Annotated in this window: 16 protein-coding genes; 7 read left to right on the top strand and 9 right to left on the bottom strand. The window is 72.1% G+C overall.

Translation table 11 applies throughout. The features are described 5' to 3' along the window. A partial coding sequence (locus ACVCAG_RS33185) for an ATP-binding cassette domain-containing protein (protein ID WP_447191061.1) occupies positions 1 to 185 on the bottom strand: 185 nt, incomplete at its 3' end. 270 nt (positions 186 to 455) lie between these two features. Here ACVCAG_RS33185 and ACVCAG_RS33180 point away from each other — a divergent pair. From ACVCAG_RS33180 to ACVCAG_RS33165, 4 genes are all read left to right on the top strand, one after another. Beyond that, positions 456 to 1,967 carry a histidine kinase gene (locus ACVCAG_RS33180; protein WP_440087153.1) on the top strand — a complete coding sequence of 504 codons (1,512 nt, stop codon included), beginning with the start codon at positions 456 to 458 and terminating at the stop codon, positions 1,965 to 1,967. Further along, positions 1,964 to 2,635 carry a response regulator gene (locus tag ACVCAG_RS33175; protein WP_440087154.1) on the top strand — a complete coding sequence of 224 codons (672 nt, stop codon included), beginning with the start codon at positions 1,964 to 1,966 and terminating at the stop codon, positions 2,633 to 2,635. The genes ACVCAG_RS33180 and ACVCAG_RS33175 overlap by 4 nt, the downstream gene beginning before the upstream one ends. 233 nt (positions 2,636 to 2,868) lie before the next feature. After that, a complete protein-coding gene (locus ACVCAG_RS33170; RefSeq protein ID WP_440087155.1) occupies positions 2,869 to 3,495 on the top strand; it encodes a methyltransferase domain-containing protein in 627 nt (208 codons plus the stop codon). Positions 3,496 to 3,618: 123 nt separating this feature from the next. After that, complete coding sequence (locus ACVCAG_RS33165; RefSeq protein ID WP_440087156.1) at positions 3,619 to 4,230, top strand: AAA family ATPase; 612 nt, start codon at positions 3,619 to 3,621, stop codon at positions 4,228 to 4,230. 124 nt (positions 4,231 to 4,354) lie between these two features. Here the strand turns inward: ACVCAG_RS33165 and ACVCAG_RS33160 are convergent, their stop codons facing one another. Then, a complete protein-coding gene (locus ACVCAG_RS33160; RefSeq protein WP_440087157.1) occupies positions 4,355 to 5,140 on the bottom strand; it encodes a DeoR family transcriptional regulator in 786 nt (261 codons plus the stop codon). A gap of 272 nt (positions 5,141 to 5,412) precedes the next feature. Here ACVCAG_RS33160 and ACVCAG_RS33155 point away from each other — a divergent pair, with 272 nt between their 5' ends. After that, positions 5,413 to 6,282, top strand: a complete 870-nt coding sequence (locus ACVCAG_RS33155) for an SIS domain-containing protein (RefSeq protein ID WP_440087158.1) — start codon at positions 5,413 to 5,415, stop codon at positions 6,280 to 6,282. An 82-nt stretch (positions 6,283 to 6,364) separates the two neighbouring features. Here ACVCAG_RS33155 and ACVCAG_RS33150 read toward each other — a convergent pair whose 3' ends face one another. The 3 genes from ACVCAG_RS33150 to ACVCAG_RS33140 form a co-directional block, all read right to left on the bottom strand. Further along, entirely contained in the window at positions 6,365 to 7,513 is a 1,149-nt protein-coding gene (locus tag ACVCAG_RS33150; RefSeq protein WP_440087159.1) for a geranylgeranyl reductase family protein, read from the bottom strand. A 73-nt stretch (positions 7,514 to 7,586) separates the two neighbouring features. After that, a complete protein-coding gene (locus tag ACVCAG_RS33145) occupies positions 7,587 to 8,552 on the bottom strand; it encodes a TIGR03557 family F420-dependent LLM class oxidoreductase (RefSeq protein WP_440087160.1) in 966 nt (321 codons plus the stop codon). Between the two features lie 114 nt (positions 8,553 to 8,666). Beyond that, positions 8,667 to 10,055 (bottom strand): NAD(P)/FAD-dependent oxidoreductase, encoded by a 1,389-nt coding sequence (locus ACVCAG_RS33140; RefSeq protein WP_447191060.1) that lies wholly within the window; start codon positions 10,053 to 10,055, stop codon positions 8,667 to 8,669. Positions 10,056 to 10,499: 444 nt separating this feature from the next. Here ACVCAG_RS33140 and ctaD point away from each other — a divergent pair, with 444 nt between their 5' ends. Beyond that, on the top strand, positions 10,500 to 12,167 hold the full coding sequence (gene ctaD, locus ACVCAG_RS33135) for an aa3-type cytochrome oxidase subunit I (RefSeq protein ID WP_440087281.1): 1,668 nt from the start codon (positions 10,500 to 10,502) through the stop codon (positions 12,165 to 12,167). A 132-nt stretch (positions 12,168 to 12,299) separates the two neighbouring features. Here ctaD and mshB read toward each other — a convergent pair whose 3' ends face one another. Then, positions 12,300 to 13,151, bottom strand: a complete 852-nt coding sequence (mshB, locus tag ACVCAG_RS33130) for an N-acetyl-1-D-myo-inositol-2-amino-2-deoxy-alpha-D-glucopyranoside deacetylase (RefSeq protein ID WP_447191059.1) — start codon at positions 13,149 to 13,151, stop codon at positions 12,300 to 12,302. 73 nt (positions 13,152 to 13,224) lie between these two features. Beyond that, positions 13,225 to 14,235 carry a hypothetical protein gene (locus ACVCAG_RS33125; protein ID WP_447191058.1) on the bottom strand — a complete coding sequence of 337 codons (1,011 nt, stop codon included), beginning with the start codon at positions 14,233 to 14,235 and terminating at the stop codon, positions 13,225 to 13,227. A gap of 592 nt (positions 14,236 to 14,827) precedes the next feature. Between ACVCAG_RS33125 and mshA the strand changes: the two genes are divergently transcribed. After that, positions 14,828 to 16,153, top strand: a complete 1,326-nt coding sequence (gene mshA, locus ACVCAG_RS33120) for a D-inositol-3-phosphate glycosyltransferase (RefSeq protein WP_447191057.1) — start codon at positions 14,828 to 14,830, stop codon at positions 16,151 to 16,153. Here the strand turns inward: mshA and ACVCAG_RS33115 are convergent. Beyond that, positions 16,078 to 16,860 carry a tyrosine-protein phosphatase gene (locus ACVCAG_RS33115; RefSeq protein WP_447191056.1) on the bottom strand — a complete coding sequence of 261 codons (783 nt, stop codon included), beginning with the start codon at positions 16,858 to 16,860 and terminating at the stop codon, positions 16,078 to 16,080. The two genes, mshA and ACVCAG_RS33115, sit on opposite strands and share 76 nt — an antisense overlap. 128 nt (positions 16,861 to 16,988) lie before the next feature. Beyond that, positions 16,989 to 18,452 (bottom strand): hypothetical protein, encoded by a 1,464-nt coding sequence (locus ACVCAG_RS33110; protein WP_447191055.1) that lies wholly within the window; start codon positions 18,450 to 18,452, stop codon positions 16,989 to 16,991. Positions 18,453 to 18,561 lie beyond the last annotated feature (109 nt).

The following is an 18,561-nucleotide window of genomic DNA, read 5'->3' as shown; positions in this document are numbered from 1 at the left end:
GTGATGTGGCCTGCCGTCGGCTCCAGCTGGCCGCCGGCCAGCTTCAGCAGCGTGGTCTTGCCGGCTCCGTTGGGGCCAACCAGCCCGACGACATGGCCCGCCGGGATGTCGATGGTGCACTCGCGCAGCGCCCAGCGCCTGCCGTATTTCCTGCCCAGTGCCTGGGCTTCCAGGACAGCGGTCACGCTATGTCCTCCTGAGAGGTGATCCGAAAGGTGGTCATGAACAGCGCCTCGGTGCTTCGTCGAGGTCGCGGTCGCGGCTCTGAAGCGGTGTGATGGCGGGAACGAAACTAGGCACTGCCCATACCGGTGCGCGTCGGCCGTCCTACCGAGATCGCGTACCTCCGGAGAACGAGGGGTCACCAGGTCATCCCTGCGATGTACTCCCCAGGACCGTGGACTCCCGTCACAACGGCCGATGCGGGACGGACGGGCAGACGTGACAATGTGCCGGTGGAAACCGGTGAACGACGGCCGTGGTGGCGGCATGTGCTCGACCTGGACGGCGGGCCGGACGAGGACTACCTGGACCGGCGCGGCGTCCGGGACGCGCCGGGGCCGAGGCGCGACGGACCCCCGAGGCCGTCTCGCGGAGCACTCGCCGTCGACGTGGCGATCGCGCTCGTCCTGACGGTCATCGCGGTGACCGTGTCGGTGAGGTATCCGGTGACCGGCCCTGTCACGGATCAGCCCGAAGTGATCGAGTACCTGCGGCTACGGCCTACCGACTCGTCTCTGTCGCCGATGCCCGATCTCCCGGACATGCCCGATCTCCCGGACATGCCCGATCTCCCGGACATGCCTGACTCCCCGGCGGTGCCTGATTTCTCGCTCGGTCATCCACCACCTTCCGGCGTCCTGTCCAACGTCCCGTTCCCACCCTCCGGCAACCCGGCCGGCAACGTGTCGGCCCGGCCCCTGCCCGACAATCCGTCCCCGTTCCTCGTGGCACTGACGACGTTGCCGCTGGCGGTGCGGCGCCGGTACCCGCTCATCACCTTCTGGGTGGTGCTGCTGGCGGCGCGGGCCACACACGACGGTGCGACCTGGATCACCGTCCTGGCCTGCGCCGTCGCCGCGTACGGTGCCGTCGTCCACAGCCGTCACCGAATCCTGGCGATGGGGGGTCTCGTGTGCGCGGCCGGGCTCGCCGGCGCCGGGTTCGGGAACATCACGCCCGCGCTGCCGGGTTGGATGGGGCCGTTCGTCGTCCTGCTGAGCGTCGGTGTGTTCGGGAGCTTCGTCCGTTTCTGGCGACGGCAGCTGGGAGCCAGCCGGCATCGGCTCGCCGAGCTGCAGCAGGCGCAGGAGAACGCCATGCGCAGGGCTGTCGCGGAGGAGCGCTCCCGGATCGCCGCCGAGCTCCACGATGTGGTGACCCACAATGTCAGCGTGATGGTGATCCAGGCCGGTGCGGCACGCAAGGTCATGGACGTGGAGCCGGAGCAGTCGAAGCAGGCTCTGCTCGCGATCGAGTCCGGCGGCCGGGCCGCCATGGCCGAACTGCGCAACGTCATGGGGTTGCTCGCCGGCCCGGGCGGCGAGCGTCTCGACGGGCCCTCCGACGGGCTCGAACCCCAACCGGGGCTCGACCAGCTCGACGCCCTGGTGGAACGGGTCCGCGCCGCCGGTGTGCCGGTGAGCGTCGAGGTGTCGCCGCCCGGGCCGCTGCCTCCCGGGGTCGATCTCGCCGCCTACCGCGTCGTGCAGGAGGCCCTCACCAACACGATCAAGCACGCGGCCGGGGCCGCCGCGTTCGTGACGATCGGTCATGACGGCGACCGGCTGGAGATCGAGGTGACCGACACCGGCGGGGCGCGGAGCGTAGGGCCGCGGACCGGCGACGGCAGGGGGCTGATCGGGTTGCGCGAGCGGCTCGCCGTCTACGGTGGGACCCTGGACGCCGGGCAGATGGCCGGAGGCGGATTCCGGATCAAGGCCCGCGTCCCGTGGAGGACCGCATGACCGAGCGGTTGCGCGCCGTCATCGCCGACGACCAGGCACTGGTACGCACGGGATTCCGCATGATCCTCGCCGCCGACGGCATCGAGGTGGCGGCGGAGGCCGCCGACGGGGAGGAAGCCGTCGCCGCGGTCCGCCGTACCAGGCCCGACGTCGTGCTCATGGACATCCGGATGCCGCGGATGGACGGCCTCGAAGCCACCCGGCGGATCCTCACCGGTGGCGCCGAGGGCACTCGCGTGCTGATCCTGACCACCTACGACCTCGACCACTACGTGTACGCGGCGCTCGCCGCGGGGGCGAGCGGGTTCCTGCTCAAGGACGTCACCCCCGAACACCTGGTGGCCGCGGTACGCCTGGTGCGCTCCGGCGACGCCCTGCTCGCGCCCACCATCACCCGCCGCCTGGTCGAACGTTTCGCCCGCCGCGACAACGTGAAGCCCACCCTCCACCGTGATCTGTCCCGGCTGACGCCTCGGGAACTGGACGTGTTGCGCCTGCTCGCCACCGGCCTGAGCAACACCGAGCTCGCCGACCGGCTGAACCTCAGCGTGGCCACGGTGAAGACCCACGTCGCGCGCATCCTGTCCAAGCTCGGCCTGCGTGACCGTGTCCAGGCCGTGGTGGTCGCGTACGAGACCGGTCTGATCTCTCCCGGCGGCACCGGCTGACGGACGACACCTCCCGAGGCTTGAGTGATCGTCGGAGTTCGGAACGGTACCGGGGGCCGGTTCGTTACAGGGAGACCAGACATCCGGCCGATGTGGCAGGGCGTGACGACAGGCGGACAGAGTCTCAGCAGGATGACGGCGGAGGCACGGTCATCGTCTCGGTAAGGATGATCTTTCGCCGCCTCATGGCGGTGAATGATTTTGCGGAGTCCCCGTTCCGGAAAGGTTGCTCGATGCGTGCTACCACGGATGCCGACGTGCGGCGGGTGTTCGACCGGATGGCGGATCGGTACGACGACCAGATGCGGGTCTGGGAACGGCGCCTGTTTCCGGGGAGCCGTGAGTGGGCCGTCGGGCAGGCGCGCGGCCGCACCGTGGAGATCGCCGTCGGCACCGGGCTCAACCTGCCGCTGTACGGCGCCGACGTCGAGGTGGTCGGGATCGAACTGTCCGAGCGCATGCTGGAACTGGCGCGGCGGCGGGTGGCGCGGGACGGTCTCGGCGAGCGGGTGGAGCTGCGGCAGGGCGACGTGCAGCGCCTGGAGTTGCCCGACGGCCTCGCCGACACCGTGCTGTCCACGTTCACGATGTGCACCATCCCTGACCCGGCGGCCGCGGCGCGCGAGGCCTACCGCGTGCTCAAGCCGGGTGGGCGGTTCGTGCTGGCCGAGCACGGGCCGTCGAGCAACCCGATCATCCGGGCCGGGATGCGGCTGGTGGAACCGGTGTTCGTGCGGTTCGAAGCCGACTACCTCACCCGCGATCCCCGCCCGTTCCTGGAGCAGGCCGGTTTCCGGATCGAGTCGGTGTCCCGCATGACACGCGGTGTCAGCTTCCGGGTGCTGGCCGTCCGGCCGTGACCTGCCGCCCGTCCGCGGGCCGTATATCCGGAACGGCACGCCGGCTGCTCGCGGTCCGTTCCGGGCGCGGATTCCTTGCCGGTCGGCCGATGGTGGAACGCCTGCGGCCGCTAGGGTCGGATCATGGTCGCTGTGCTGGTCAACGGGCTGCCTGGAGCCGGTAAGACGACGCTCGCGCGGACGTTGGCCGACGAGTTGAGGCTTCCGCTGTTCAGCAAGGACGCCGTGAAGGAGTCGCTGGCGGACTCCATGGACGCGATGCGTCCGCGAGACTGCGCGCCGAGGGAGTGGAGCAGGGTTCTCGGCCGCGCCGCCTCCGAGATCTTGTGGACGTTGCTGGCCGACGCGCGTGGCAGGGCCGTTCTGGAGAGCCCGTGGCTGGCCCATCTGCGTCCCGCCGTCGTGGACGGGCTCCGGCGCGCGGAGGTGACCGTGGTGCACGAGGTCTGGTGCGACGTGCCGGTCGAGGTCGCCCGCGCTCGCTTCGCCGCGCGGGCCGCCGGCCGGCACGCCGTACACGTCGGGAGCGGCGGCTCTTTCGATGAGGAATGGCGATTCTGGGAGCGGGTCGCCGAGCCGCTCGGCCTGGGAGTCGTTCACCGCGTCGACACGACGAAGCCGGTCGACGTGCCGGCACTCGCCGTCCGTATCACCTCCACCGGCGGAGAGCCGGTCGCATCACCTCCGTCATCCGAGAGCGGCCGCGGCGGCGGAGGGGCTGAGGACGTTGGGTGACTGTTTCGGATGGTGAGGGTCATGTGGCCGATTTTTAATGATCGGAATGGTCGATTTTCACGCACGAGCGCGCAACTCTGCGACGACCCGGTCCGCGCCCACGGCGACCTGCTCCCCGAACTCCTCAGGCCTGGATGACCTCGATCCCGGCGTCCTCGAAGCGCCGGACCGTCACGGCGGGGGCGTCGCCGTCGGTGACGAGGACGTCGATGTCGTCGCAGGGGCAGATCCTGGCGAACGCCCGCATGCCGAGCTTGGAGGAGTCGGCCACGACGACCACCCGCTGGGCGCGGGAGGCCATCAGCCGGTTGGTCCCGGCCTCGCCCTCGTGGTGGGCGAAGGCGCCCAGCTCGGGGTCGAGCGCGTCCACGCCGAGGATCGCGATGTCGAGCGAGACCTCCCGCAGCACGCCGTCCGCGAGCGGCCCGATCAGCTCGTACGACGCGGGCATGGCGACGCCCCCGACGACCACCAGCTTGACGTGCCTGCGCACGACGAGCTCGTTGGCGATGTTGAGCGCGTTGGTGACCAGGGTGAGGCTCGGCTCGCCGCCCTGCGGGTGCAGGTCGGCGCTCGTCGCCAGGGAGCGGGCGACCTCGGTGGTCGTGGTGCCGCCGTTCAGCCCGACGACGGTGCCCGCCGACACCAGCGCCGCCGCGGCCGTGGCGATCCGGTGCTTCTCCGGCGCGTTCCGCGCCGCCTTGTACTGCAGCGGCAGGTCGTAGGAGATCGCGTTGACGACCGCGCCGCCGCGGGTCCTGGTCAGCATCTGCTGGCGGTCGAGGTGGTCGAGGTCGCGGCGGATGGTGGCCGCCGACACCCCCAGCTCACCGGCCACGGCGTCCACCTCGACCTTGCCGTCCCTCGCCAGGATCGCGAGCAGCGCGTTCCACCGGTCGTGGCTCGTCATGAGAGCTTCCTCCTCGCCGTCCCCGTGCGTCGCCCGCACGCCTCTGGCCGTTCTCGGTCGTCGAGGACCGTCCAGCGAAGCCATGGCCGTTCCGGCGAGGCCGCGGCCGTCACCGGCCGTTCCCGCCGTCCCGCCTGTTCCCGCCTGTTCCCGTCTGTTCCGGCCTGTGCCGCTCCGCGAAGCGTAGCGAGCGTTGAAACAATTACTCTTGCTCATAGATGCTCAAACATGGCATGTTGCAAGCATAAATAAGCATCCATGAGGAGGCGCGCGTGACGTACGTCCTGCGGGAGATCGCCAGCCAGCCCGCGTGCTGGCGGCGGGCGCTGGATCTCGGCGCGGCGAACCCGGCGGGCCTGCCGGAGGCGGGTGAGCGCGTCGCCGTGATCGGCTGCGGCACCTCGTACTACATGGCACAGGCCTACGCGGTCCTGCGCGAGCGGTCGGGGCAGGGGGAGACCGACGCGTTCCCCGCCTCCGAGCTGCCCGCGCGCCGCTACGACCGGCTGGTGGCGATCACCAGATCCGGGACCACGACGGAGGTGCTGCACGCCCTCGGCGCGGCCGGCGACGTCCCGACGGTCGCCGTCACCGCCGACCCCGCGACCCCGGTGACCGGCCTGGCCGGGACGGTGATCGCGCTGGAGTTCGCCGACGAGCGCTCCGTGGTGCAGACCCGGTTCGCCACCAGCGGGCTCGCCCTGCTCCGCGCGCACCTCGGGGAGGCCCCCGCCGACCTGGCGGCCCAGGCCGAGACCGCGCTCACCGCGCCGCTCCCCGAGGGGGCGGTCTCGCGGCGGCAGTTCACCTTCCTGGGCAGCGGCTGGACCAACGGCCTGGCCCAGGAGGCGGCCCTGAAGCTCAGGGAGGCCGCGCTGGCCTGGTCGGAGGCGTACCCCGCGATGGAGTACCGGCACGGGCCGATCAGCATCGCCGACGAGAACAGCCTGGTGTGGTTCTTCGGCGGCCAGGAGGAGCTGCTCGACGACGTCGCCGGCACCGGCGCCCTGACCACGGCCACCGCCCTCGACCCGCTGGCCGACCTGATCCGGGCCCAGCGGCTCGCGGTGGAGCTGGCCCGCTCGCGCGGCCTCGACCCGGACAGCCCGCGCAACCTGACCCGCTCGGTGATCCTCCGGTAGTCATGGGCGAGATCGTCACCGTCACCCCCGGCGGCTGCCGGGCAACCCAACCGGGGTCGCCGGAGCCCCCCGGAGCCCGTGTTCAACGTCGCCGGACGGCGTTCAGGAGCCAGCGGCGGACCACGGCCAGCGCCAGCGGCACCGGCACCGTGCCCGCGCCGAGCCCCACGTCGACCAGCAGGTCGAACACCTCCTTACGGCGGGCGGCGGTGTCGATCGCGGCGTCGATGAAGCCGGGGGACTGGGAGGCGAGGGCGAGCACGTCGGTGGTGCGCAGGTGCCGTCCGAGGGCCTTCCCCAGCCCGCGCCGGTACGCGGGCAGCGGGTCGCCCGCCGCCTGGACGGCGGCCTCCCCGGCGAGCCGGCCGGAGAGCAGCGCGTAGAAGATGCCCTCGCCCGTGAGCGGGTTGATGAGACCGGCGGCGTCACCGGCGAGCAACACCCGCCCGGAACCCGGCCTCGGGCGGCCGGGGGACAGGGGCAGGTGGTGGGCGCGCAGGTCACGGGCGCTCACGTGGGGCAGCAGCTCGGCGAGCCGTCCGTGCAGCACCTGGCGGCCCGGCAGGCCGGTGGCGTGCAGCCGGGGCAGCAGCATGCCGTAGCCGACGTTGGCGGTGCCGTCGCCGATCGGGAACGACCACGCGTACGCGGGCCACCCGTCCCGCTGCATGAAGATGGACTGGACGTCGTCGCCGGCGGGCACGTCGGCGTAGCCGCGCACGGCGATCGCGGTGTGCCTCTCGGGGGAGGGGGAGACGCCGATGAGGCGCCGCACGGTCGAGTTGGCCCCGTCCGCGGCGACGACGGCGCGGGCGGTGACGGTGCCGTCGAGAACCACGCGATCGCCGAGGACGGCGAGCGCGCGGACCTGGTGGCGGCGGACCTCGACGCCCCGGGCGCGGGCGGCGTCGACGAGGCGGGCGTCGAAGACCCTGCGGGGGACGACGTGGTTGGGCCGGGCGGAGGTGGCCGAGACGCGCGCGCCGCCGGGGGAGACCACCGCCAGGCGCTGCGTCGGCCGGTAGTCGGCGATGAGGTCGGGGACGCCCAGCAGGGCGAGCTCGTCGCGCCCGTGGGCGGCGATGCCGTCGCCGCAGGCCTTGTCGCGCGGGAAGTCGGCCCTGTCGAGCAGCAGGACCCGCGCCTCGGGTCTGAGCTGTCTCGCGCGCAGGGCCGCGGCCGCCCCCGCGGGCCCGCCGCCGACGACCACCAGATCCCACACGTCATCCACCCCGGTGAGCCTTCCCCCGTACGTCCGGGGGAACCGCCGCCCCCGCCGCGGATCCCCCGGCGGGGGGCGGCGGCTAGAGGCCGCTCAGGGCGGGGAGCAGTTCCTTCTCCGACCAGTCGAAGAACGCGTCCTGGTGCTCGTGGCCGATCTGGACCAGGGCGACGTGGGTGAAACCGGCGTCGGTGTAGGCGCGTACCGCCTCCACCACGGCGTCCACGTCGGAGCCGCACGGCACCTTCGCCGCGACGTCCTCGGGCCGCACGGTCTCGGTGGCGGCGGCGAAGTTGACGGGCCCGGGAAGCTCGGCCATGACCTTCCAACCGGCCACCGACCAGCGCCACAGCCGGTGTGCCCGCTCCTTGGCGGCCTCCGTGTCGGGGTCGTAGCAGATGGCGAGCTGGCCGTAGACGGGCTTGCCCGTGCCGCCCTCCCCGGAGAACAGGCGTACCAGGTCGGAGTCGGGGTCGACCGCGACCAGCGCGTCGCCGTGCTCGGCGGCGATCTTCCCCGACTGGCCTCCGGAGGCGGCGATCGCCAGCGGGACGGGCTCGTCCGGCAGGTCGAACAGCTTGGCCGAGTCGACGTCGAAGAACTCCCCGCGGTAGGTGACGTACCCGCCCTCGAACAGCTCCCTGATGATCTGCACGGCCTCGCGGAACATCCCGTGCCGGGTGTCGGCCGAAGGCCAGCCCTGGCCTGTCACGTGCTCGTTGAGGTTCTCCCCGGCGCCCAGTCCCAGCGTGAAGCGGCCCTCGCTCAGCACGCCCATGGTCGCCGCCTTCTGCGCCACCACCGCCGGGTGATAGCGCATGGTCGGGCAGGTCACGTACGTCATCAGGGGCAGCTCCCGGGTGGCCTGCGCGGCCGCGCCGAGCACCGACCAGGCGTACGGGGAGTGGCCCATCTCCTCCAGCCACGGGAAGTAGTGGTCGGAGATGACCGCGTAGTCGAAGCCGACCTGCTCGGCGGTGGTGACGTCCCTGACCAGCTGCCTGGCGGGCGTCTGCTCGCACATCATCGTGTAACCGATCTTTGCCATACCCCGCCCCCTACCCGGCTCTCCGGAAGCATCGCCGGAGGAGCCGAAAATCTCGCGGTCCTTTTACGAACCGCCGTCCTTTACGACCCGCCGTCCCTCACGAACCGCGGTGCCCTACGAATCGCCCGCCTTCGACGAGACCCCCGCCTTCGACGCCACGTCCGCCTTCCGGGAGGCGTCCGTCTCCGGCGGTTTCCCGCCCGGGCCGTGGGGGTGTTCGGGGGTGGCGTGGGTGAGCGGGACCTCCGGGCCGCGGATCAGGTCCAGCTGGACGGTCTGGCGGGGCACCAGGAGGTCCAGCAGCCAGCTTCCCGCGATGCGCGCCCGGTTGCGGGGGATGGCCAGCAGGTGGTAACCCCGGGTGACCGCCTTGGCCACCGCGCCCGACAGCGGCACGCCCAGCGGGTTCGCGGCGGCGCCGGTCCCGCCGAGGTCGACGACGAACCCCAGGTCGTGGTGCCTGTACGGCTGGAGCTCTCCGTGACCGTAGGAGGCGGCGACGTTGCGGGCGGCGCGTTTGCCCTGGCGGCTGGCGTGCTGGGCTGTCATCGCCGTGTACTCACCCGGCCGGGTGAGGTCGGGAACCGCGGCCGCGTCGCCGCAGGCGAAGATCTCCGGGTGGCCGGGCACCCTCAGGTACTCGTCGACGAGCAGGCGCCCCTTCTCGGTCGGCAGCCCCAGGGACTCCACCATCGGGTCGGGGCGCACCCCGACGCACCAGATCAGGGATCTGGTCGTCACGAACTCCCCGTCGGAGAGCTCGACCCCCTCCGCCGTCGCCTCGGACACGCTCGTCCCGGTGCGGATCTCCACGCCTCGCTCGGACAGTGTCCGGTGCGCGATCCGGGACAGGCGCTCGTCCAGCTCGGGGAGGATGCGCGGGGCGATGTCGGCGAGGATCCAGCGCACCGGCTGGTCGCGCAGCCCCGGCCGCCGTTCGCGGATGTGGCGGGTGAGCAGCTGGCCCTGCGCCGCCACCTCGGTCCCGGTGTACCCGGCCCCCACGACCACGAACGTGCACCTGGCCCTGCGCTCCTCGGGGTCGTCGGACGCGTCGGCGAGCTCGACCTGGCGGATCAGGTGATCGCGCAGGTAGAGGGCCTCGGCGATGCTGCGGAAGCCGTGGGCGTACTCGGCGACGCCGGGTACGGGCAGCAGCTTGTTGACGCTGCCGACCGCGATCACCAGGCGGTCGTAGTCCAGCTCGCGGTGGTTGCCCTCGGTGTCGGTGCACTTCACGCGACGCGCCTCGACGTCGACGGTGTCCACCGTGGCGAGCAGGTGCCGCACCCCGGGATGGTCGCCCGCCAGCGGGACCGCCACCTTGCGCGGATCGAGGATGCCCGCCGCGACCTCCGGCAGCAGCGGCAGGTAGAGGAAGTAGTCGGTCGGATTGATCAGGACGATCTCGATCGCGCCCTTCGCGATCCGGGAAAGGGTGCGGACCACGGTGAAACCCGCGAACCCTCCTCCGATCACGACGACTCGCTGTCGCTGGACCATGACGTCGCTCCTTTCCGTACTCCGTTTCCAGCGGCGTGCCCTTTCTGCCCCGGGTCAAGCGCGACGGGCCGTCCCATGTTGCCCGGACGGCGCGTACGGTACGGGCCCGTGATGCCGGCCGGTGGGGCGGGGGCCGCCAGAAGGTGGACAAGAGGGATTAATCGCCAGGTCATCGCGCGGGCAAGATGACAGCGCGGGCGAGTGGGAGTCGCTTTCCCTGGGGATGGCCGGGGGAAGGCGGTGGGAATCGGATGCCGCGCCGGTTCGGGAACGGTCCGGTTCGTGGACGGACCGACCCTGTGGCCGGGCCGCTTCGTGGACGGGCCGCTTCCGAGGACGTCCGGTTCGTGGACGGGCCGGTTCGCGGGAACGGGCCGGTTCGGGGGCGAGCCGGTTCGAAGGGGGTGGGTCGTGACGACCTTCGAACAGTCGCGCGAGGAGCCGCTGACCTCACCGCTGGCACCGCGCGGGAAGGCGCAGGGCTCGATCGTCGTACGCTGGCTCACGAGCACGGACCACAAGGTCATCGGCTACATGTACCTGATAACGTCGTTCGTCTTCTTCGTGTTCGCCGGGCTGATGGCCATGGTCATCCGCGCCGAGCTCGCCCATCCGGGGCTGCAGGTGGTGAGCCAGGAGCAGTACAACCAGATGTTCACCATGCACGGCACCCTCATGCTGCTGCTGTTCGCCACCCCGCTGTTCGCCGGGTTCGCCAACGTGGTCATGCCGCTGCAGATCGGCGCGCCCGACGTGGCCTTCCCCCGGCTCAACATGGTGAGCTTCTGGCTCTTCCTGTTCGGCGGCCTCATCGCGAGCTTCGGTTTCCTCACCGACGGGGGCGCGGCCGACTTCGGCTGGACGGGGTACACGCCGCTCTCCCGCGGAACCTTCTCCCCGCAGCTCGGCGGCGACCTGTGGGTCGTGGGCCTGGTGATGGCCGGGCTCGGCACGATCCTCGGCTCGGTGAACTTCATCACCACGATCATCTGCATGCGGGCCCCCGGGATGACGATGTTCCGCATGCCGATCTTCACCTGGAACACGCTGCTGACCGGCGTGCTCGTGCTGATGGCCTTCCCGGTGCTGGCCGCCGCGCTGCTCGCCCTGCTGGCCGACCGCCGGTTCGGCGCCCACATCTACGACCCGCAGACCGGCGGGCCGATCCTGTGGCAGCACCTGTTCTGGTTCTTCGGCCATCCGGAGGTCTACGTCATCGCGCTGCCGTTCTTCGGCATCATCACCGAGGTCATCCCGGTCTTCAGCCGCAAGCCGATCTTCGGCTACATCGGCCTGATCGGCGCGACCATCGCCATCGCGGGCCTGTCGATGACGGTGTGGGCGCACCACATGTTCCCGACCGGCCAGGTGCTGCTGCCGTTCTTCTCCTTCATGTCCTTTCTGATCGCGATCCCGACGGGGGTGAAGTTCTTCAACTGGACCGGCACCATGTGGCGCGGGCACATAGTGCTCGCCACACCGATGCTGTTCGCCGTGGGGTTCCTGATCACCTTTCTGCTCGGCGGGCTGACCGGGGTCATCCTGGCCTCCCCGCCCCTGGACTTCCACGTGCACGACTCCTACTTCGTGGTCGCGCACTTCCACTACGTGGTCTTCGGCACCGTGGTGTTCGCGATGTTCGCGGGCTTCTACTTCTGGTGGCCGAAGATGACCGGCAAGATGCTGAACGAAGGGCTGGGCAAGCTGCACTTCTGGACGCTGTTCATCGGCTTCCACACCACCTTCTTCGTCCAGCACCTGCTGGGCGCGCAGGGCATGCCGCGCCGCTACGCCGACTACAGCGCGATCGACGGGTTCACCGGCCTCAACCTGATCTCCTCGGTCGGCGCGTTCCTGCTGGGCGCCTCCACGCTGCCGTTCATCTACAACCTCTGGCACACCGCCCGCCACGCTCCGCGCGTGACGGTGGACGACCCGTGGGGCTTCGGCAACTCGCTGGAGTGGGCCACCTCCTGCCCGCCGCCCCGGCACAACTTCACCTCGATCCCGAACATCCGCTCGGAGCGACCGGCCTTCGACCTGCACCACCCGAGGGTGGCGATGCAGCCGCGCCAGCTCGACCCGGCGGCCAGGCTCAAGGAGGAGATCTGACCGTCCGCGCCGAGCCGGCGCGGACGGTCGTCACGCCCCGGGGCGGCCGGACGATCGTCCCGGGCCGGACGTGGCCGGCGGCGGCGCGGAACGGGGACCGGGTGCGGGCGACGGCGGCACGGGCCGGGCGGGTCAGCCGAAGAGGCCGGTCTCGCGGCCGTCCTCGCCGGGCGGGCCCGGCTCTCCCGCCAGCAGCGTGTAGTACTCCACGCCCAGGGCGGGCTGTCCCACGTGGTCGGAGAGCGCGAAGAAGGAGCCGTCCACGCTCAGCTGCGTGCGGTGCGCGCGCAACGCGGTGATCTTGGCACCCAGATGCGCCCTCGCGTCGACCTGCGTCGTCACCTGCTCGCCTGGGACGCCGAAACCGAACTCCTCAACGGAGCCGACCCGCTTGAACGGGCCGGTGCCCACCGCGCGCTCCAGCTCGTCCAGCGGCATGGCGGTGACGTAGAACCGGGAGGGCCGCCACGGCTCGCCCTCGCCGAAGGACGGGTCGGAGGCCTTCTCGAACGCCCGCCACGCCACCCGGTGGGCCTGGATGTGGTCGGGATGGCCGTAGTAGCCGTTGTCGTCGTAGGTGACGACGACCTGGGGCCTGACCTCCCTGACGATCCGGACCAGCTCCGCGGCGGCCTCGTCGAGGTCGGCGCGGAAGAAGCAGTCCGGGTGGTCGTTGGACGGCGAGCCCATCATGCCGGAGTCGCGCCAGCGTCCCGGCCCGCCGAGGAGGCGGTGGTCGTCCACGCCGAGGGCCGCGCACGCCACCGCCAGCTCGCCCTCGCGGTACGGGCCCAGCCGGTTCTCCCGCCCGGCGGCGAGGTGGCCCAGCTCGGGAGGGACCACGTCGCCCTCCTCGCCCAGGGTGCACGTCACCAGGCAGACGTACGCGCCCTCGGCGACGTACCTCGCCATCGTGGCACCCGTCCCGATGGACTCGTCGTCGGGATGGGCGTGGACGAGGAGAATGCGACGGTCGTACGGCATGGCTCCGTTCCGCCCTCTCTGTTTCCGTGGTGATCGCTGCGCAGGGTTCCCGCCACCGGGCCTTCCACGGGGGTCACCGCGCGTCGACGTACCCGCTCGCGGCGGCCCGGATCCCGGCCTGGAACCGGCTCACCGCGCTCAGGTTCTGCAGCAGCGCGCCGATGTGACGGCGGCAGGTGCGCACGGACATTCCCAGCCTGCGGGCGACGGCCTCGTCGGTGAACCCCTGGGCCAGCAGGGTGACGATGGCGTGCTGTATCTCGTCCGTCGCGCCCTGGTAGCCCAGGTCGGAGGCGGAGTAGGGGGTCGCGGAGTTCCACAGGTGCTCGAAGACCTCCGACAGGAACCCGACGACGGACAGGTCGCGTGCGGCGACCGCCCCCGGCGCCGCACCCGCCTCGCCCGGCCGGGACATGAAGGCGATCTCCCCATCGAAGATCACGAGATGGTTCGGCAGCTGGGGCGTGGTGCGCACGCTGGCACCGGCCGCGACGAGCTTCTTGATGTGTCCCCTGGTGGGCAGGTCGGCGCGGGCGCTGTGCTGGTAGAGCATCCGCATCCGCACCCCCCGCTCCAGCATGGCGAGGTTGCGCGTCAGCGTGTCGTCGAGGTCGGCCCAGGAGGGCGTGTTCGGCTCGACGCTCAGCATCTCGCGTTCGCACGCCTCCGCCGCCAGGTGCAGCGATCCGCGCACGGCCGCGCCGTCGGGCAGCGCCTCCACCGGGTTCGCCGGTTTCCTGGTGCGCTGCACCTCGTCGTATCCGTGCATCAGGGAGTGCATCCGCGTACGGATGCCGGTGATCAGGTCGCGACGATGGTGGATCTCCGTTTCCATCGGCGATATCAGCGACGCGGCGGCGATCTCCGGGTTCACCGGTACGAGGTTGGTCAGATGTCCCGGCTCCGGCCGGAGCAGGTGCAGGCGGGTCAGCCGTTCTATCGCGTCCTCGACGGTGCGGGGGTCGAGGTCGAGCTCTTCGGCGACGTCGCGGGCCGTACCGATATGGCCCCTGTGAAGCGCCCTGAAGTAGACGGAGGCGGTGTCCTCGTCCAGGGCACGTAATTGGTCAGATAGTCCACCCACAAGCCTTATCCCCCTTGCGGCTATTCTTGCCAGAGTGTGCCAGAAAATTGCACAGCATTGCTAGATAGTTGTGAAGAACTGTCTGGATCGCTTTCTTGGCTGCCGTGAGGGACCGGCGGGCCGCGGCGGTCGTCGCCGGGCCTCTCCCGGGGACCGCGGACGTAACCGCACACCAGAGCGCCGGCACCATCGGGGTGGCCGGTTGTTGCCAATGCCCTGCGCCGTGACGCCCCCGTCAACAGGTTGACGACGCCGCGGGCGAGAGTGTCTGATCATTCACAGTTCGCGACCGGCGCGTCCCGCCGAATCGCGACGACCACCCCCGGCCTCCCGTGATCCCGCGACGGCCGGGCACGACTTTCAGGATTCCGTCCCGGGAGAACGGCGGGGGCGCCGCGTGCGGCAGCCGTACCTCGCCCGGCTTCTCCACGCCTCCGCCGAGATCCCCGACGGCGCGGTCGCCCGGGAGGCGGGACGGCTCGCGCCGCGCCGCCCGGGAACCCGGCGCCGGTGCCGGGTCCCGGTCACCGGAGATTCCCAGCCGCGGGAGCGAAGAACGACGCGCCCCGGGCGAATGCTCGAGCGGAGGTGAATGCCCGTGCCGCGACGCCTTCCCCTTCCCCGGAGGATCGCGACCGTCAGCGTCCTTACTTCCCCGTTCGCCCAGCCGGGCGGGGGCGACGCGGGGGGACTCAACGTCTACATCGTCGAGGTCGCCCGGCGGATGGCGGCGCTGGGCGTCGAGGTGGACATCTTCACGCGCGCCGGCGCGCCCGGCGCGCCGCCGCTGGCCGAGCTCTTCCCCGGCGTGCTGGTCAGGCACCTGGCCGCGGGACCGCCCAGGGAACTCGACAAGAACGACCTGCCGGACACCCTCGGCCCGTTCACCGCCGAGATGCTGCGCGCGGGGGCCGCCAGGGGGCCGGACGGCGGGTACGACCTCGTGCACGCCCACCACTGGCTGGCCGGACGGGTGGGGGCGATCGCCAAGGCGCGCTGGGGTGTTCCCCTCGTGCAGTCCATGCACTCGCTCGGCGCGGTCAAGAACGCGTCGCTCGCGGCGGGCGACGAGCCCGAGCCCGCCGGGCGCATCGCGGGGGAGACGGAGGTGGTGGCCGCCGCCGACCGGCTCGTCGCCAACACCGTGCAGGAGGCCGACCAGCTGGTCACTCTGTACGGGGCCGACCCGGCCAGGGTGCGGACCGTCAATCCCGGCGTCGACCTGTCCCTGTTCCGCCCCGGCTCGCGGGCCGAGGCCCGGCGCGCGCTCGGCCTCCCTCCGGACGCCGTCGTGCTGCTGTTCGCCGGGAGGGTGCAGCCGCTCAAGGCGCCGGACGTCCTGCTGCACGCCGCGGCCATGATGATCCGGCGCGACCCCGGCCTCGCCGGGCGCCTCGTCGTGGCGGTCGTGGGCGGGCCCAGCGGAGCCGGTTGGGGCCGCCCCGACCACCTGGGCAAGCTCGCCGCCACCCTCGGCATCACCGGCCAGGTACGGCTGGAGCCGCCCTGCCCGCAGCGCCGGCTCGCCGACTGGTACCGGGCGGCGACCGCCGTCGTGGTGCCCTCCCACGCCGAGACGTTCGGCCTGGTGGCCGTCGAGGCCCAGGCGTGCGGCACCCCCGTGGTCGCCGCGGCCGTCGGCGGCCTCCGCACCGCGGTGCGGGACGGGATCTCCGGCGTGCTCGTGGACGGGCACGACCCGGCCGCGTACGCCCGGGTGCTCGGCGACCTCGTGGCCGCGCCCCGGCTGCTGCGGGCACTCGGCGCCGGCGCGCTCGCCCACGCGTCCCGGTTCGGCTGGGACCGGGCGGTCGGCAGGCTGACGGAGGTGTACGCCGACGCTCAGGTGGCGGGGCCGACGAGCCGGGCGCGGGCGGCGGCCAGGTCGGCCTCGCCGAGCCCGGCGCCGCGCAGGTAGGACTCGACGTCGAGCGACTCCACCGTGGCCACGATGACCTCGCGGGCCGTGGTGTTCGCGCGGGCGAGCGCCGCCTGGATCCCGGGACCCTCGTCGGCCTCGCCGAGCTTGGCGAAGAGGGGGCGCAGCCGTTCCGCGCTCAGCTCGTAGTCGGCGGCGATGTCGGCGGCCGGCACGCCCGCGAGGGCGAGCATCAGCAGGGTGACGAGCCCGGTGCGGTCGCGGCCCGCCATGCAGTGCACGACGACCCCGCCGGGCTCGGCGCGGGCGATCGCCGATATGGCGGCGACGCACCGCTCCGCCTTCCGCTCCAGGAAGGGCCGGTAGTACAGGGGAGTGCCGTACAGGCCGGTGAGCCCGGACCAGAACTCGGTGTCCCCCTGGTCGTCCAGCGGCACGCGCACGGTGGTCAGGCCGGAGGGACGGCGCCCCGCCTCGCCCCGCCAGTCGCCGTCGTTGCGCAGGTCGACGACCGTGCGGACGCCGTGGTCCGCGAGCGCCCGCCATCCGGCGGGGCTGAGGCGCTCGGGGGCGTCGGAACGGATGAGGGCGCCCCAGCGCGTCTCGCGTCCGTCGGCGGTGCGCATGCCGCCCAGGTCGCGGACGTTGTGGCAGCCGTCCCAGTCGAGGTGCCGGTCCCGCGGGACGACGGCGCCGCCGGAGACCGCCGGCCCTCCGCGACCTCGTTCATCACGTTGAGCGTCCATGTGAGAGCCTCCCGATGTCTCGTCGTGTCACCGCCGTGTCCGCCGTGTCCGCGGCGATCGTGTCACCGCCGTGTCCGCCGTGTCCGCGGCGATCGTGTCACCGCCGTGTCCGCGGTGGCCGTCTCGCCTCAGGTCGCCGGTCCCGCGCCGCCGAGCGCCGGAGGGCTCCCCGCGCACTCCGACGCGGCCCAGACCATCAGGTCCTCGACGTACAGGAGCATGTCCTCCGCGGTCGCCCCCCAGCCGGTCGCGTCACTCCACTGGAGGCTGAACACGGCGCCCGCGGGGCGGTGCAGGACGGTCATCATGTAGCGGGCGCCCAGCGGGCGGGGCGGTGAGAAGGTGACGACCCGGTCGTCCGCGTCGCCGGGGAACCCGTCGTCACCCGCCGGCCACAGCGTGTTGAGGTCGTCCGCGACCCCCTCGTCCATGTAGCTGAACCGGGGATAGGCCACCCCGGTCTTGTACAGGCCGCCGAGGATCTCCTCGCACATCCGCTCCGTGGCGTACGGGTCGGCGTTGGCGAACCGGTGGCCGGACAGCTGCTGGGCGGCGCAGTCCGCCAGCGCCCTGCGGTACGCGGCCCCCGGCGAGTCGGGGCACACGGCGGGCAGGAGCACGGGCATCGTCATGGTGGCCTTGCGCACCGACCGCCCCGCCCCGGCGGAGAAGCGGTTCGCCGAGATCGCGAAGATCCCGGCCCGCGACGACCGTTCCACCGCGCAGACGGCGGCGCCGAAGGCGAGGAGGAAGGCGGCGGAGGGGGAGACGCCCGTCGCCCGCGCTATGGCGCCGGCCGCCGACCCCGCGCGGCGGGACGTCAGCCAGCAGGAGCGGAACTCTCCCTGACCGGACTCGCCGGGCTGTGACGCGCCGGGCCGTGCGTCGCCGGGTCGCCCGAGGGGGGCTCGCGAGGGCGCGAAGGGCACGTGGCCGTCGAGCGCCTTGCCGATCTCGCCCAGCCGCCGCTCCCAGTAGCCCAGGGCCCGCCGCTGGTAGGCCCGCCCGGCGGGGGAGTTCTCGGACAGGGCGACGTCGATCGGCTGCTCGGCGGCGGGGCCGGGGAACGACGCGCGGCCCGTGGCACGCGTGTGGAGGGCGTGCCTCAGGTCGTCGCAGAGGACCCGCATCCCCCACGGGTCGATCGCGACGTGGTCGACGATGAGGTCGATCCGGCGCACGCGCCCGCCCGCCGCGTCCAGGACGGCCCTGACGGGCCACTGCTCGCCGATCCTGAAGCAGGTGCGCCGCCACGGGGTGTCGAACCGCCGCCTGAAGGACGCCTCGTCATCCATCACCTGGATCACGTCGTCCAGCCGGTCGTCGACCGGGCAGACGTACTGGAGGCTGTCCTCGCGGCCCGCGCGGCGGACCAGCGACCGCAGTCCCTCGTGCCGGGCGAGGACGTCGCGTACCGCCGCGACGACCTGGCCGACGGGCAGGTTCCGCCCCGGTACGGCGGCGCAGATGTTGTCCTCGTAGGAGGTGTCCGTGTCGGTGGGGATCCACTGGATCCACTCGTGCTGGGCCCAGGTGAGCGGCCCGTCGCGCACCACCCTCGCGTCCGGAGACCGGCCGGGTCCGATCAGCAAAGCCCCCGCCTTCGAATATCGGAAACCTCTCCCGAGGCCGGACGCCGACAATGACCCGGACGCAACGGCGAGCGGAGGGAGAGAACGTCGTGGGTGAACGCCCGGACCG

The sequence above is a fragment of the Streptosporangium sp. G12 genome, assembly GCF_052983175.1.
Note: the sequence above shows the minus strand (reverse complement) of the source record. Positions and strands in the feature narration are given on the sequence as shown.

Excerpts from the sequence above, each read along its gene's own strand:
- ACVCAG_RS33175 (WP_440087154.1), top strand. The coding sequence starts at position 1,964 with ATGACCGAGCGGTTGCGCGCCGTCATCGCCGACGACCAGGCACTGGTA.
- ACVCAG_RS33170 (WP_440087155.1), top strand. The coding sequence starts at position 2,869 with ATGCGTGCTACCACGGATGCCGACGTGCGGCGGGTGTTCGACCGGATG.
- ACVCAG_RS33165 (WP_440087156.1), top strand. The coding sequence starts at position 3,619 with ATGGTCGCTGTGCTGGTCAACGGGCTGCCTGGAGCCGGTAAGACGACG.
- ACVCAG_RS33160 (WP_440087157.1), bottom strand. The coding sequence starts at position 5,140 with ATGACGAGCCACGACCGGTGGAACGCGCTGCTCGCGATCCTGGCGAGG.
- ACVCAG_RS33145 (WP_440087160.1), bottom strand. The coding sequence starts at position 8,552 with ATGGCAAAGATCGGTTACACGATGATGTGCGAGCAGACGCCCGCCAGG.
- ACVCAG_RS33140 (WP_447191060.1), bottom strand. The coding sequence starts at position 10,055 with ATGGTCCAGCGACAGCGAGTCGTCGTGATCGGAGGAGGGTTCGCGGGT.
- mshB (WP_447191059.1), bottom strand. The coding sequence starts at position 13,151 with ATGCCGTACGACCGTCGCATTCTCCTCGTCCACGCCCATCCCGACGAC.
- mshA (WP_447191057.1), top strand. The coding sequence starts at position 14,828 with ATGCCCGTGCCGCGACGCCTTCCCCTTCCCCGGAGGATCGCGACCGTC.
- ACVCAG_RS33115 (WP_447191056.1), bottom strand. The coding sequence starts at position 16,860 with ATGGACGCTCAACGTGATGAACGAGGTCGCGGAGGGCCGGCGGTCTCC.